Raw genomic sequence first — 14,590 nt, 5'->3', positions numbered from 1 at the left:
CCGGCCCCGATGCGCCGGGCAGCCCACGGGCGCATGTCTCAATCACAAAGCAGGAACCGCGTGCCCACGTGCTGGGCCGGGATCTCGAACACGGTATCCACTGTCTCGGTTCCGGGGATACCGGTACCCAGCCAGTCGATGCCCGCTTCGCGGTCCTCCAGGACCGAAGGCATCCGGGTCAACAGCCGGGTACGGCCCTGCATGTCCGTGTGGGACGACAGGCCTGCCGCCACCTGGACACCCGTCACCACGGTGGCGCCGCTCAGGGTATGGGTGTAGAGGCCATCCGCCGGCGGCTCCTCCCCCGGGACCTGTCCGTCGGCGCAATCCCCGCGACAGAACCGGGCCAGGTACTCCGTGCCGCGAATGCCTATGGTCCCCACCGGTGTCTCGGTGCGCTCGCTCTCGGGGCTGGCCGCTCCGATGGCGCCGGTCACCGCCCGCATGCCGCCGCGTATCAGGCGTGAGACGCTGGAATCGGTCTCTGCATTGCCCTCGTGGCGGTATGCCTCGATCACCAGGATAGTGCTCGGGCGCAGGGTCCGGGCGCTGCCGTCGCTGAACACGAGCCGCACGCGCCCGCCCGCCCCGGTCCGGATGGTGTCGCCCGCGTGGATCTCCATGTCCTGGCGCAGTTCGCGGCTCGCCCCGTCACGGCCGATGGCCGACACTTCCCCGGCGATGGCGGCCACCCGGGCCGCCGGGTCCGCCGCGTGGGCCGATGCGATGCCCGCGATCAGGAGGAGGGCGAGGGCGAGCCACCCCGCGGCGGGGATTACCGATCGCAGATGCATATCTGACCCCCCACGCCGCCATCCACCAGATCGAACAGCGGCTGATCGCGCAGCGGCGCGTCCACATCGCCCTCGGGGCCGGAACCGCCCGTATCCGACCCACCGGCCTCCCCGCCCTGCGCGGACGCCATCGGCAGGGGCGGCTCCGCACCTGCCGTCGGACCGTTCACCCAGCCGGCCAGCACCTGCTCGATGTGGCCCGGCACGAGGGCCGGCGCCTGGCCCGGCATCGGGTCGGGCTGGGGCTCCGGCTCGGGCTCCGGCGCTGGTTCGGGCTCAGGCTGGGGTTCGGGCTCGGGCTCGGGCTCCGGTTCGGGTTGTGGTTCCGGCTCAGGGAGCGGCTGGGGTTCCGGCACCGGCTCGGGCACCGGATCGGGTTCGGGCACCGGCTCCGGCTCGACCGGCACCGGAGTCACACCCAGCGAAGCCAGCGCGTGGTCCGTGGCGTAGGTCAGTTCGGGCTCCAGGGTCCCGCCGATGGCCCCGAACTCCCCGGCCACCTGGCTCGCGGTCAGGAACGGATAGTCGCCCTCGGCCCCGGCGCCGTTGAACGCGACGGTGCCGCCCAGGGTCGCCGTCCCGCTCACGGCCAGCACGCCGTGCCCGCCGGGGGTCGGGTCGTCCAGGGTGATCGACAGCACACCCCCGGCCGTCTGGGTGAAATCGCCGTCGATGGTCAGCGTGCCGGGGGAGGCGCCCGGGGCCACCGTGCCGCTGTTGGTGAGCACGTTGCCCGCGCCCACCGCCACGGTGCCCTCGCCGGAGATCATGCCGGTGTTGGTGAAGCCGCCGGTCCTCCGGAAGGTGGCGCCGGGGGCGACAGTGATCGTACCTGCATTCACCCCGAAGTCGGCCGCCACGTCCAGCGTGCCGGCGCCGACATGGATGGTGCCGGTGTTGCTCAAGGAAAAACCGGAGAGCGCGTGCACACCCGCCCCGGTGTGATTCAGCGTGCCCGCGTTGATCACGGCCACGTCACCGTCATCGGTGCGCAGCGGCGTGGCGGCGCTGGTGGAGAGATTGAGCGTGGCACCTTCTGCGTTGGTCAGGGTGCTGTTGCCGTCGAGATCCATCGACGCCGCACCCGCGAGTGTCAGCGAGGCCCCGGCGGCATTGGTGAACGCGGCGTTCTGGATCCACAGGGTGCCGCCGGTGACGTTCAGCACCCCCTCGTTGATCCAGTGCAGGCCACCGCTCGCTGTCAGGTTGGCGCCGAGGGTGGCCGGACCCTCGGTGATCAGCGTCCCCGATCCGGAGATGGAGCTTGCCCCGGTGACGTCGAGCGCACCGGTCACGGTCACATCGCCGGCTCCGCCGAGGGTCCCGCCGGAAAGCGCTGCCGCGCCGACGGTCGCGGAGTCGTTGAGATTGAACTGCCCGGCCGTGATCGCCAGGTCGGCGATGTTGGCGGTTCCATTCAGGTTCAGCGCGCCCCCGGTCACCGATACCGCACCGGCCACGTCCGCCGCGCCGGTCACCGTCAGCTCCCCGGCCGCCACCTCCAGGGCGTTGCCGCCGTTGATGGTCAGCGTGGCGATGGTGCTGGTGCCCTGGTTGTAGAGCACGTCATACCCGGCGCTGATCAGCACATCGTCGTCGGGCACGGGCATCCAGCCCAGCGACCAGTTGGCATCCTGGTGCCAGCTCAGGTCCCCTTCCGCATTGATGAAGGTGTTGGGTCCGCCCAGCGCCGCATGAATCAGGCGGGCCGCCTCGCCCGGGGCCAGTGCATAGCCCACGGTGAAGCCTGTCGGCAGGTTCAGCACATCGAAGGTGCCGCCGCTCGTGCCGTCCATGGTCACGAAGGGCATGAAGTCGCCGCCGACCGGCACATAGCCGCCGAACAGGGTGGCGTTGACGGTGCCGCCGAGGGTGACATCACCGGTCACGTGCACGCGGTCATGCTCGCCCTCGGCGGTCCCGCCAAGCTCGATGTCCAGGACGCTGGCGGCGTCCATGATCAGGTCACCGTCGATGGTCAGGGTGCCGGGGGAGGCGCCCGGGGCGATGGTGCCCTTGTTGGTGAGCGCTCCGTCACCCAGGGCCAATGTGCCGCCGCCCGCCAGCGTGCCTTCATTGACGATGTCGGCGTTACTTGCGAGGGCCGCTCCGGCATCGACGATCAACGTCCCCGACTGCATGAATTCGGTGGCGTCGACGTTGACGGTCCCTGCCTCCACCCGCATTGTGCCGTTGTTGGTGAACTCCGACGCCCAGATCGTCGGTGTGCCGGTGGTCGTGTAGAGGATGGTGCCTTCGTTGATCCAGTTACCGGGGTACCAAAGGTCTCGCCTGAGACTGATCGCGCCTGCCAACGTCACGCCGCTGCCGATGGTCCCGGTCGCGGAGTCAAAATCAAGGTCGTACAGGTACAGCACCCCGGTGCCGGTCAGTGCCGCCGAGGTGGCGCCGTCCGCCAGACCGATGGCGGCGTGCGCGCCAGCGCCGCTTCTGTTGACGAAATAGACCCATGAACTGCCGATGTCGAGGGTGACGCCGTCGGCCAGCAACAGATTGTCATGAATGTTCAGCTGGCCACCACCAGTCAGGACCAGATCGCTGCCAATCGTGACGTTCTCGAAATAACACGTGGACACAAAGCAGTTCTGCATCGTCAGGGTGTCACCCACGATGGTTCCGTTCCTGATCACTCCGGAGAACGTGTCGACACCTCCCGGACCGTAGTCGCCCCCGTCGCCGATGTCGAGCGGCGTCTCGCTGTTGCCCAGATCGATCGTGCCGTTGAGGCGGAGCGCTCCGCCCGTGCGAACCAGCGTACCGAGTCTCTCCGGTGTCGGACCCCCATACAGCTCCAGGATACCGGAGGTCAGTTCGGTGGTGCCTTCGGCATTGCTCCAGGCACTGCCCGGGCGGATGTACAGGGTCCCGCCCGCTGTACTGAGCGTGTTGCCCGCCTCGAGGTGGAGATTGGTGGGCGAGAGGTTGATTCTCCCCGACTCAGCCCGCACCGTGCCGTGGTTGGTGAAACTCGTCGGACTGATCGTCCGTCCCCCGGTATTGGTAATGGTGCCGTAATTGATCCAATGGCCATTGTTCCATGCCTGGCGGATATCGCCCCAACCCGTCAGTGTCACGCCTTCGGCGATCGTCACGGTCCCATTGTTGTTGGCGTCGTTGGCAAGAAGTGCGCCGCCACCGCCGATCAACGTCGCCGACGTGGCACCGTCGGCCAAGCCGATCACATTGGCCGCACTTCTGAACCGAACGTGTTGGCTGCCGGTGGTGAAAGTGACGCCGTCGGCCAGCAGGAGGCTGCCAAAGACGCGCAAGCCTCCTGCTAGGATCAGATCGCTGCCGATGGTGGCGTTGCTCAATTCGGATGTGCCGCTGGTGGCCAGGTTGCTGGCGATGATGGTGCTGTTGTCGATCCGCCCGCTATTGAGCGTGATGGTCTTTCCCGACGCGTCGACGGTGCCGCCGTTGGTATCGATCCGCCCGGAGTCGACGTTGACCTGACCGCTGCCGCTTGCGTCCGAATCCGGATTGAGCACCAGGTTCAGCCGGTCGCTGGTGCTGGTGATGCTGGCGTTGATGTTGATGTCGTTGTGCGCGCTCAGCGTCAGCGTCGCGTCAGGGCCGTCGAACTTTGTGATGGTGGCATCGACGGTGATGTTGCCGGCATCGTCGCCCGCCGCGACCGTCTCGATCGTGACGTCCACCCCTTCGCTCAGGGTGTTGACGATCTGAACGGCCGTCAGGCAGTTGTCGCCGCTGCAGCTGTCGGCGGCGATGGTGATATCGGTCGGGTCGATCAGCCACAGCCCGCCCTTGCCGTGCGGGGCCGCCCCCGTCACGGTCGGGTCGTCGAAGCGCAGGGCGGCCGCGCTGGTCTCGATGAAACCGCCGTCGCCGCCATCGGGGGCGGAGGCATCGAGCGTGCCGCCCACCACGATGCGGTCGTGTTCCATGCCGCCAAGGAGGAACACCTCGCCGGGCAGTTCCTCCACCGTGCGTGCGCGCACCACGCCCTGGTTGTTCACCGACGTGGCGGCCAGCTCGCGGGCGACGCTGGCGGTCATGATGACCCGGCCGCCGTCGGCGATCAGGCTGCCCAGGTTCTCCACGCCGGCGCGCCCCGTCAGCACCGCCTCGTCGACGGCGATGCTGAGCAGGCGGTCACCCTCGATGTCGAGGGTGATGCGGTTGCCGGCGGCCAGGGCGACCTGGCCCAGGCGCGCCTGCACGATGCCTTCGTTGGCGGTGTAATCGCCGGCCAGAACGATGTATCCCTCGTTGGCGTTCAGCAGCCCCCGGTTGAGAACGCCGACGCCCTCGGCCGGCGAAGCGGCACTGCGCTCGAACTCGTGGCGGCCCGCCATGAACGCGTCGTTGTCGATATCCAGCGTGGTCGCCACCAGTCCGTGGACGTCGACCCGGGCGCCGGCACCGAACAGGATACCCTGCGGGTTGACCAGAAAGACCTGCCCGTTGGCCTCCAGGGCGCCGAGGATCTCGCTGGCGCTGCCGCCGGTCACGCGGTTCAGGGTGGCTGCATCCCGCCCGGGTTGTATGAAGCGCACCAGCTCTCCGGCACCGATATTGAAGCTCTGCCAGTCGATGACGGCCCGCTGGCTGCTCTGGTCGATCAGCGTCGTGCTCTGATCGGGGCGGGTGATCACCGCTTCGCCGCGCACCACGTTCCCGCCGACGGGGTCGGCCAGCGCCGCGCCCGGGCCCACCAGGGCAAGGATCAGGACGTGGCGCGGATGCAGCGCACGGCGGATGGCGGCGCGCAACGGACTGAGGGGGAAGCTGCCGGCATTCTGCCTTGGTCCATCGGCCATGGTCGTTCTCCTCAAGCAGGCACGGGTTCGGGACATCAGAACGCCGCGCCCACGGTCATCCAGAACCGGTTCGAATCGTCACCGGATTCGCGTCCGTGGACGGGTTTCGCCCAGGACATGTCGAGGCTGTAGCGTTCCCTGAGCAGCACGCTCACGCCGGCGCCTGCGGCCGCCAGCGTGTCGTTCCTGTCCTGGCCGTCCAGGGGCTGCCGGCGGTTGATGTGCCCGGCATCGATGAACCCGCGCAGGGTGACAAAGCCGTTTTCCAGGCGGTGATAACGGCGCAGTTCGGCGCTGGTGAAAACGCCCTGGTCGCCGCGCTGGCGTGAGGCGACAAAGCCGCGCACGCTGTGCGGTCCGCCGATGCCGAACTGCAGCGCGTCCGGCAGGGGATCGGCGGAGAGCTGCAGTTCGCCTCGCCCGGACAGGCTCCAGCCGTCTGCCAGGAAACGTTCGCTCCCGGCGGACAGGCCAAGACGCAGGGGAACGCCCCCGTCCCGGGTCAGACCGTCTCGGCGGGTGGCGTTGCGGTGCAGGTTGCTTCCCAGCTGGAGTGAGGCGCTGTGACGCGTGCGTTCACCGAGTGCGTCAAAATGCAGGCCCGCCTCCAGCAGATCGACCCGCCCGTCCGTCAGGGGGTCGGGGATGCCTTCCATGACGGACCGGCCCCGGGTCCGGCTGGCGCCGACGTACCAGTAGAGGTTCCGGCCCCGGCTGCGCACATGCGGATGGGTGTAGCGGGCCCGCGCCATTTCGCTGCGCCCGGAGATGTCCAGGTGGGTGAATTCGCCGCCCACATCGTAGTCCGCGCGGCTGTAGTTCAGCGCCAGGCGCCCGCCGTCGTAACCGACCGGACGCGACCAGCCGATGCGCCCCTGACGCAGCAGGTTGCTCTCGGAGACGGTGGCGCCCAGGTCCAGGCGGTCGCCGGCGCCGGAGAGGTTGTTGAACCCGGCATCGGCACTCAGGCGCCATTGGCCGACACTCTCCGGACCGTGGTTGTCCAGGATCACGCGGCCGCTCCAGGGGGTCTCCTCCACCCTCAGGCGGAGGTCGGAAGTGCCGGGCTCATCACCGGGAACGAGCACGGAGCGCGCCACGAGGCCCGGCAGGTCGTTGAGCAGGAGCAGGCTGCGCTCAAGGCGGTCGAAGCGCACAAGGGTGCCACTTTCCACGGTGTGCAGGTGGCGGCGCAGCACCGTGCGGTCGTAGCTCTCATTGCCCTCGAAGTGCAGTTCGCCGATCCGGCCCTCGATCACCTGAAGGCGGACGATGCCGTCCGTGACGCGCTGTGCCGGCACGGTGACCAGGGCGACGCTGTAGCCGTTATCCAGATAGAAGGCGGTCAGGCGGTCGGCTGCGGCGTAGATCTCCTCCAGGGTCAGCTCCAGGCCTTCCCGGTCGGCGATCACCGCGCGCAGTTCGTCGTCACCATAGACGGTGTTGCCCTCGAAGGTGAAGCGGCGTACCGGGATCCCGGGCCCGCCGGGCGGGACGGTTTCCCGGCGCACGGCCGGCGGTTCGTCGAGCACCGGGACGTCGTCCGAGACCGGCATCTCCGGCGCAAGGCGCAGGCTCTCCTCGATGGCCCCCGGCGTCGGAGGGACCTCCAGGGCCGATGCCCCCCCCGCCCATAGCAGCGCCCAGACAACGCCCGCCAGGAGGGTTCGATGATGCCGCCGGGCGGCTCCCCTGTTGACCCGGATCGTGACGAACACCCTGCCCCCTCCAACGCGATACACATCCACTTGCGGGAGAAGTATCGGCGGTGGCGTCTTACAGGGCTCTTACAGCCGGTGCCCCGGGGGTGGTCGACGAGGCGCGAGGTCAGCGCAGGCGCTTGGCGTCGACCATCCGGAAAGAGTCAGACAACTGACTTCCAAGAGCTTCCAGCGCCTCGCGACAGCGCTCGAGGATGCCGGCGGCCTCGTGGCGCCGGCCTTGGGCCGAATAGCGGTCAAACAGCCAGCGGTAGAGGATTTCCGCCCCCGGCGCCCGTTCGATGGCCTCCTCGCAGAGGCGCTCGGCTTCCGGGTCACGGCCGAGCCGTCCCAGCGTAGCCGCCCCGTGCACGACGGCGTCCACGTAGGCCCGTTCCAGACGGCGCCGCGCCGTGGCGAGGCCGGGGACCGTCTCGCCGTCGAGCAGGGGGCCCCGGTAGAGGGCGTGGGCCGCGAGCCAGTGTTCCAGCCGCTGCTGATCGTTGCCCCCGGCGGCGGCCAGATCCAGGTGGCGGCGGAAGGCGACCAGATCCAGCCAGCAGCGCCCCGGGTTCAGGGTCAGTCGGCCACTGCGCAGGCGCAGTATGTCGGCGCAACCCAGCTGGGCGCGAAGGCGGTGCAGGGTGGTGTCGAAGGAACGCCGTGCCGCGTCTCCTTCGGCGTCCGGCCACAGCAGATCCATGAGCTGCTCGTGAGCGATTTCGCCTCCTTCGGCTACCACGGCCATGAGCATCTCCCTGGAACGGGCGCCCAGCGTTTCGAGGGGCTCACCGGCCCTGGTGACGCGCAGGCCGCCCAGGGCCTCAAGGGTGAGATCCCAGGGCCAGTCCCGGAGCTCCACCGGCGGCGCCGCGAGCTCGAGGCCGCGCCCGGTGACCAGGTCGCGCACATAGGCGGTTTCGACACCGGCCAGCAGCGCTTCCCTGCACAGGCGAGCCGTCTCTGCCGGCGTCCAGAAAAGCAGGCTGCGCAGATTCAGCCGGGCCGCCTCGGCCATGCCCCGGGCCAGCAGTGAAAGGCCGTAGCGCCGGTGCCCCGCCTCAAGGGCGTGGCGTGCCGCGGTGAGCTGCACCTGGGTCAGGTAGAGGGTGCTTCCGGTGGTCTTTGCCAGACGGTTGGCAACGGAGAGCATGCGTGCAGCCAGGCGACGGTTGCCGGCCGCGAAGGCGGCCTGCGCCACCCCGATCCTGTTGGTCACGATCGCATGGACCCAGCCGCCCTTCACGCCGAGCCTTTCCGCCTCCAGGGCGTGGGCAAGGGCGGTCTTCGTGTCCCCGCGTGTGTGGGCCTCCCAGGCGAGCAGGAAATGATGCAGGCTGACATCCAGCACCCGGCTCATACGGACGGTCCGGGCCATGCGATCCAGCCAGCCGCGCGCGGCATCCGCCTGCCCGTGGGCAAGGGCGGCGTACACCGCCAGCGAGATCAACTGCAGATCCTGGGAAGGGATGCCGGATTCCCGGGCCAGCTCCAGGCCTGTCTCGACGCATGCGATGCAGTCCTCCGGTCCGTCGTCACACCAGAAATGGAGCCCCGCTTCGGCGGCCTTCCACATCAGGCGTAACAGAGGATCCGTGCCCTTGTCCCGGATCAGGGGCAGATAACAGCCGGCCAGCCGACGGGCGGCCGCACGGTCGCCGCTGAACCAGAGGGCCTCGATCATCAGCGGGTAGGCGAGGCGCAACTGCCTGTCCGGTTCGCTCCCCGCGCTCAATGCGTCGTGCAGCCGCCCGGCCCAGGCCCTGACGGCGGGATCGCCGGGCCGCCGGAGCAGGAGCCCGAGCAGGGCGTAGGTGGACGCCCGGTCCGTCAGTTGGGGCGGCAGCGCCTGCCAGACCCGGCTTGACGGAGACAGCGGCATGGTGTCCAGCCAGGGGTCGAGCAGGTGGCAGTCGTCCCAGGCCAGCCAGACGCTTTCCATCAGGCTGATCCAGGCGGACAGGGCGCCGGGAAGGTCGCCCGCCTCCATGAAGGCGGTCTGGCAGCGGGCCAATTGCTCGCGGGCGGCCAGGGGGTTGACGGGCAAGAGGCACACGGCCTGCCAGTAAGCGAGCCACGGCTGCCCGGCCATCACCGCCGGCGGAAAGGCCTCGAGCCAGCCGTGCAGTGTCTGGAACCGGCCTGTCATGGCCAGTTCCGGGGCCAGATCGAGCAGTATCGGCACGGCCGCGTCCCAGGCCTGCGCATCCAGCAGCAGTCTGATGCCCGTCTCGCGGTCACCGGCCTGCAACAGCAACTGGCCGGCCTTCGCGTGCAATGCGGCCAGCTTTTCGGCCGGAAGGATCTCCCGCGCCCGTGCCCGCAGGTAGTCGCGCAGCAAGGGATGGACTTCATAGACATGGGAGGACTCCGCGGCCTGGTGCCGGCTGACGAGCATATGGCGTTCGGCCAGCTCTTCGAGCGACCGGGCGCAGGCGCCATTGCCGGTCAGTTCCGTGGCCATTTCCGCCGTGGTCCAGGGGAGGACCGCCACGTCCAGCAGCTGTTCCAGGTCGGTTGCCCCGATGGAGGCCAGCACCTCGTGATGGAGGTACGCGCCGAGCAGGGGAGGTGCGTTACCGGGACCGCCCGCGCCGGCTTCATGGGCGCGCCCCTGCAGCAGGAGCAGGAAACCCGCCAGCCAACCGCGACTGCGTTGCCACAGGGCATCGATGGCCGCCTCGTCCGGGCCGCTCCCGGAAGCGTGGAGCCTTGCGATCTCGCGCGCCTCGTCACGCTGCAGGGCCAGCTCGTCCGCCTCGATGACCTCCATGACCCCTTGCAGGCGCATGCGGGCACACTCTCCCGGGGGCGCGAGCCGCGAGGTCACCAGGATCCGGGTCTCGGCAAGACGCTCCTGCACGGCGGCGCCCAGGATAACCGCGAAGGTGGGCTCCTCCTGAATCGTTTCGCAGTTGTCGATCACCAGAACGCAGTCAGGCGGCATCCGGGCATACAGCTCCCGAAAGAAGAGCCGGGAAAACCGCTCAAGACCCGCCTGCCGCTCAGCGGAGAAGGTCGGCAGTGCCGGTTCATCGCCCAGCGCAGTGGACAGCACCCGGAACAGGCCGGCGGGATCCCGCCCGCTGGCCTCGGCCTCGTACCAGATACCCGGCCGGGCGGAACGCCGGAACCAGTCACTGACCAGAGCGGTCTTGCCCGAGCCGGCAGGGGCGTGCAGCCAGACCACGGGGCTGGCACTTTCCAGACGTGTCAGGAGCCGCTCGCGCGGGGCGAGTCCGGATGCATAGGGTGGCGTAAGCCAGGCCGGAAGCGGATGGGCGGACATCGAAGGCGTCAAATACCTAGATTATTGAGCAAGTTGCCCGCCCTGGCTGCAAAGGAATTGCGTCAAGACCAGAGAAGCCCCCAAATTTTTTTATTGCCATTATAAGCACAAGCATACCGCCGTACCCCCCTGGCCTCAAGAATTCGGAACATGGTCACGCGCCGACTCGCGACAGGCGGTGGGAGGCATCCAGGGCGATCGGCCACAGCGCTTTCGAGGCCCCGGCACGGACGCGCCGGCGGATACGGATCAGTGCCGCGAAGCCAGCCGGTCTGCACGGCGGATGGGCTCCGGCAGGCGGTAGCGGGGGGCGGCCTGAAGCACCACGTCGATGGCGGTTGCCAGCGAGATCCGGTGTCCGACGGAGACGTACACCGGCTTCACCCGTGCCCGGGTGCGCAGCACGGCGCCGATCACCTCGTCGCCGTCGCGGAGTTCGCGCCATGCCCCCCGATGCGCGGGGACCTGCTCGTGCACACCGATCAGGCGGCTCTTGCCCACGCCGATGGCGGGCAGGTCGGTCAGCACGCCCAGATGCGCGGCAATGCCGAGCCGGCGCGGATGTGCGATGCCCTGTCCGTCACACAGGAGCAGATCGGGCAGCGCGGACAACTGTTCCAGTGCATCGAGGACCGCCGGCAGTTCCCGGAACGAGAGCAGGCCCGGTACATAGGGGAACGTCGTGGCTCTTCTCGCCAGCACATCCTCCACCGGCGCGAGATCCGGCCAGGACATGACAGAGACCACCGCCCGGGTGACCCGCCCGCCCGACTCGAAGCCCACGTCCACGCCCGCCACGCGGTGAGTCGTGCCGGGGCGGTCCTCGCGCACGACGCAGGCGGCGAGACGCCCCTGCAGTTGGCGTGCATCGGCGGGGGAGAGGTTCCAAGCATGGGCATGATGGAGTTTCAGTCGCATGCTTTATAGCCCCGGGGGGTCCTCCGGATGACCTGTCGATGACGTTGCACCGCCTTCACAAGCCCTCGACCCCGAGCAGGCCGAGAATGGCCGCGGGCCGCACCAGCATCACTACCCCGACACTCGCCTGCACCGCCGCGAGCAGCAGCGCCGGCCAGACCGGGAGCTGGCCGGATATCTCGCAGCGGGTGGCATCCCCGGCAAATCGCCGCGCCAGTTGCACGATCGCGAACACCACGAGCAATCCGCCTGCTGTGCGGATACCGGTCCATACCCCGGCAAAGCCGAACACGAGCACTACGACGACCAGTGCGGCCAGGCGGATGAGCGGCCAGGGAATGCGGATCGAATGGGCGCCGGGGGAGTCCATGACCTCCATCATGAGGGCAGCGGCGGCAACATGGCACCCCCGGCCGCAAGTGGCGCCATGCTTGACCCTTTATCCGAGTGGGCCTATAGGGTATAGACGCGTCGCCCGCGTGTCGGGCCACGCGCCAAACCCCGACCCGAGACCGGACGCCGGCGCCGACCGGCACCTCCGCGCCCGTCCAGCCACCCGGCGTGATCCAGGAGTCCCATCATGAAACTGAAGCAAACCCTGCTTACCGTGGCGCTGCTGCTGGCCACATCCGTGGCATTCGCCATGCATTGCCCCGCCGACATGCGCAAGATCGACGAGGCCCTGGCCCAGAACCCGCAGCTGAGCGAGGGGCAACTGGCCGAAGTACGGAAGTATCGTGCCGAGGGCGAGGAACTGCACAATGCCGGCAGACACCGGGAGTCGGTGGACACCCTGGCGAAGGCACTGAAGATTCTGGGTCAGTAGTACTGACTTCCGGGGAGGCCCGGTGGGCTCGATGCAATGAGCGGTGGCCCGCACGTCCTATCCGACCCTGCCGTATTCCTCCGAGCCGCTCAACCATCGTTCGATGAGCGGGTCCACGTGCTCCGGGTACCGGTCCAGCAGGCTGCGGGCGGTGCGCTTGACCGAGTCGAGCATGTCCTGGTCGCGCAGGATGTCGGCGATGCGAAACTGCATCGTGCCTGTCTGGCGGGTGCCGAGCACCTCGCCGGGGCCGCGCAGGTCCAGGTCGATGCGCGCGATCTCGAAGCCGTCGGTGGTGGCGCGAAGCGCATCCAGGCGTTTGCGGGCGATGTCCGACAGGGGTGGACGGTAGAGCAGTACGCAGGAGCTTTCCGTGGTGCCGCGCCCGACTCGGCCGCGCAACTGGTGAAGCTGGGCAAGGCCCAGACGTTCCGCGTTCTCGATGATCATGAGTGAGGCGTTGGGCACGTCCACCCCCACCTCAATGACCGTGGTGGCCACCAGCAGCTGGATCCCGCCCGACTTGAAGCGGGCCATGACCGACTCCTTGTCCTTCGGCTTCATGCGTCCGTGCACCAGGCCCACGCTAAGGTGGGGCAGCGCGTCGGTGAGGCTCGCGAAGGCGTCCTCCGCGGCCTGTGCCTGCAGGGCCTCGGATTCCTCGATCAGTGTGCACACCCAGTAGGCCTGACGGCCTTCGGCCACGGCTGCGCTGATACGTTCCACCACCTCCGCCCGGCGGGCATCGCTCACGGCCACGGTCCGGACAGGCGTGCGTCCCGGCGGCAGTTCGTCGATGACGGACGCGTCCAGATCCGCGTAGGCGGTCATGGCCAGAGTCCGCGGAATCGGCGTGGCGGTCATGATGAGCTGGTGGGGCAGGCGGCCGTCCCTGTTGCCCTTCTCCCGCAACGCCATGCGCTGGTGTACGCCGAAACGGTGCTGTTCGTCGATCACCACCAGGGCGAGGTTGTCGAAGGCGACGTCACCCTGAAAGAGCGCATGCGTGCCCACGGCCACCCGGGCACGTCCCCCGGCCACGTCGGCCAGGGCCTCACGGCGGGCCTTCGCGGTGAGCTTGCCGGAAAGCCAGGCGACCCGGACACCCAGCGGTTCCAGCTGTTCACGGAAATTGTGGAAGTGCTGCTCGGCCAGGATCTCCGTGGGCGCCATGACGGCCGCCTGGTAACCGGCCTCCACGGCGTTCAGACAGGCGGCCACGGCCACCAGGGTCTTGCCTGCCCCCACGTCCCCCTGGACCAGACGCAGCATGGGATGGGGTCGCGCCATGTCCGCGGCCAGTTCACGGATCACCCGCTGCTGGGCGCCGGTGAGTGAAAAGGGCAGGCGGTCGGTGAGCTGCTTGAGGAGAACCCCTTCGACGGCGACCGGCGGGGCGGGCTCCCGGGCGGTGCGTGCCCGCAGGCGCGCGAGACTCAGGTGATGCGCCACCAGCTCCTCGAAGGCGAGGCGCCGTTGCGCCGGGTGGCGTCCGTCCAGCAGCGCCGCCACCGGGATGTCGGGCGGCGGGCGGTGCACGGTGCGCAACGCGGACTCCAGATCCGGAAGTCCGGCCCCGGCCAGCACCCCCGGCGGCAGCCAGTCCGGCAGCCTGTCGAGCCGCGCCAGGGCATCGTCCGTGAGCCGTCGCAGGCTCAACTGATGCAGCCCTTCCGTGGCGGGATAGATGGGGGTCAGGGTGTCGTCGACGGTGGACCCGTCGTTCACGGACCGGTATTCCGGGTGCACAAACTCGAGGCCCGCCTGTCCGCGCCGGGCTTCGCCGAAACAGCGCAACCGGACGCCGCGCACGAGCCCCTGCTGCTGCGCGGTGGAGAAATGGAAGAATCGCAGGGTGACGCTGCCTGTGCCGTCGGCCAGGCGCGCCAGCAGCATGCGCCTGCCCCGGTAGACGACTTCCGCGTGTTCCACCACCCCTTCCACCACGCCCTCGTCGCCGGGGCGCAGACTGCCCATGGGGATGACCCGGGTGCGGTCCTGGTAGCGCAGCGGCAGGTGAAACAGCAGATCCGTCACCGAGCGGATACCGAGCCGCTCGAGCTTCTCGGCCAGCTTCGGCCCGACGCCCTTGAGTACGGTCACGGATTCAGTCACTTTTCTCTGTTCTCACGCAAGCCCTCATGGCTTTTCATTCTACCGACTCCATGGCAGGCGCTCGGCGATCAACGCAGAGGCCCTCTCATAATAAAGGCTCCGCGCACTCTGCATCTCTGCGACCTCTGCGTTACTTCACTGCA

General features: G+C 68.8%; 8 protein-coding genes. 1 reads left to right on the top strand and 7 read right to left on the bottom strand.

Annotated features, from left to right (window positions below):
• Positions 1–38: 38 nt before the first annotated feature.
• From THITHI_RS0109970 to THITHI_RS0109945, 6 genes are all read right to left on the bottom strand, one after another.
• A complete protein-coding gene (locus THITHI_RS0109970; RefSeq protein WP_018232946.1) occupies positions 39–794 on the bottom strand; it encodes a FecR family protein in 756 nt (251 codons plus the stop codon).
• Positions 776–5,599 carry a filamentous hemagglutinin N-terminal domain-containing protein gene (locus tag THITHI_RS19770; protein ID WP_026186238.1) on the bottom strand — a complete coding sequence of 1,608 codons (4,824 nt, stop codon included), beginning with the start codon at positions 5,597–5,599 and terminating at the stop codon, positions 776–778. The genes THITHI_RS0109970 and THITHI_RS19770 overlap by 19 nt, the downstream gene beginning before the upstream one ends.
• Before the next feature lie 35 nt (positions 5,600–5,634).
• Entirely contained in the window at positions 5,635–7,317 is a 1,683-nt protein-coding gene (locus THITHI_RS0109960) for a ShlB/FhaC/HecB family hemolysin secretion/activation protein (RefSeq protein ID WP_018232945.1), read from the bottom strand.
• A gap of 109 nt (positions 7,318–7,426) precedes the next feature.
• Positions 7,427–10,588, bottom strand: a complete 3,162-nt coding sequence (locus tag THITHI_RS0109955) for a BTAD domain-containing putative transcriptional regulator (RefSeq protein ID WP_018232944.1) — start codon at positions 10,586–10,588, stop codon at positions 7,427–7,429.
• 249 nt (positions 10,589–10,837) lie between these two features.
• On the bottom strand, positions 10,838–11,506 hold the full coding sequence (nfi, locus tag THITHI_RS0109950; RefSeq protein WP_018232943.1) for a deoxyribonuclease V: 669 nt from the start codon (positions 11,504–11,506) through the stop codon (positions 10,838–10,840).
• Between the two features lie 55 nt (positions 11,507–11,561).
• The gene (locus tag THITHI_RS0109945; RefSeq protein ID WP_156820513.1) at positions 11,562–11,888 is read right to left on the bottom strand and encodes a hypothetical protein; all 327 of its coding nucleotides are present in this window, start codon (positions 11,886–11,888) and stop codon (positions 11,562–11,564) included.
• Between the two features lie 198 nt (positions 11,889–12,086).
• Between THITHI_RS0109945 and THITHI_RS0109940 the strand changes: the two genes are divergently transcribed.
• Entirely contained in the window at positions 12,087–12,332 is a 246-nt protein-coding gene (locus THITHI_RS0109940) for a hypothetical protein (protein ID WP_018232941.1), read from the top strand.
• Between the two features lie 57 nt (positions 12,333–12,389).
• Here THITHI_RS0109940 and recG read toward each other — a convergent pair whose 3' ends face one another.
• Positions 12,390–14,447, bottom strand: a complete 2,058-nt coding sequence (gene recG / locus THITHI_RS0109935) for an ATP-dependent DNA helicase RecG (RefSeq protein ID WP_018232940.1) — start codon at positions 14,445–14,447, stop codon at positions 12,390–12,392.
• Between the last annotated feature and the right edge of the window lie 143 nt (positions 14,448–14,590).

This window comes from Thioalkalivibrio thiocyanodenitrificans ARhD 1, assembly GCF_000378965.1.
GTDB lineage: Bacteria > Pseudomonadota > Gammaproteobacteria > Ectothiorhodospirales > Ectothiorhodospiraceae > Thioalkalivibrio_A > Thioalkalivibrio_A thiocyanodenitrificans.
The sequence above is the reverse complement of the archived record's forward strand: the minus strand, read 5'-3'. Positions and strand labels throughout refer to the sequence as shown.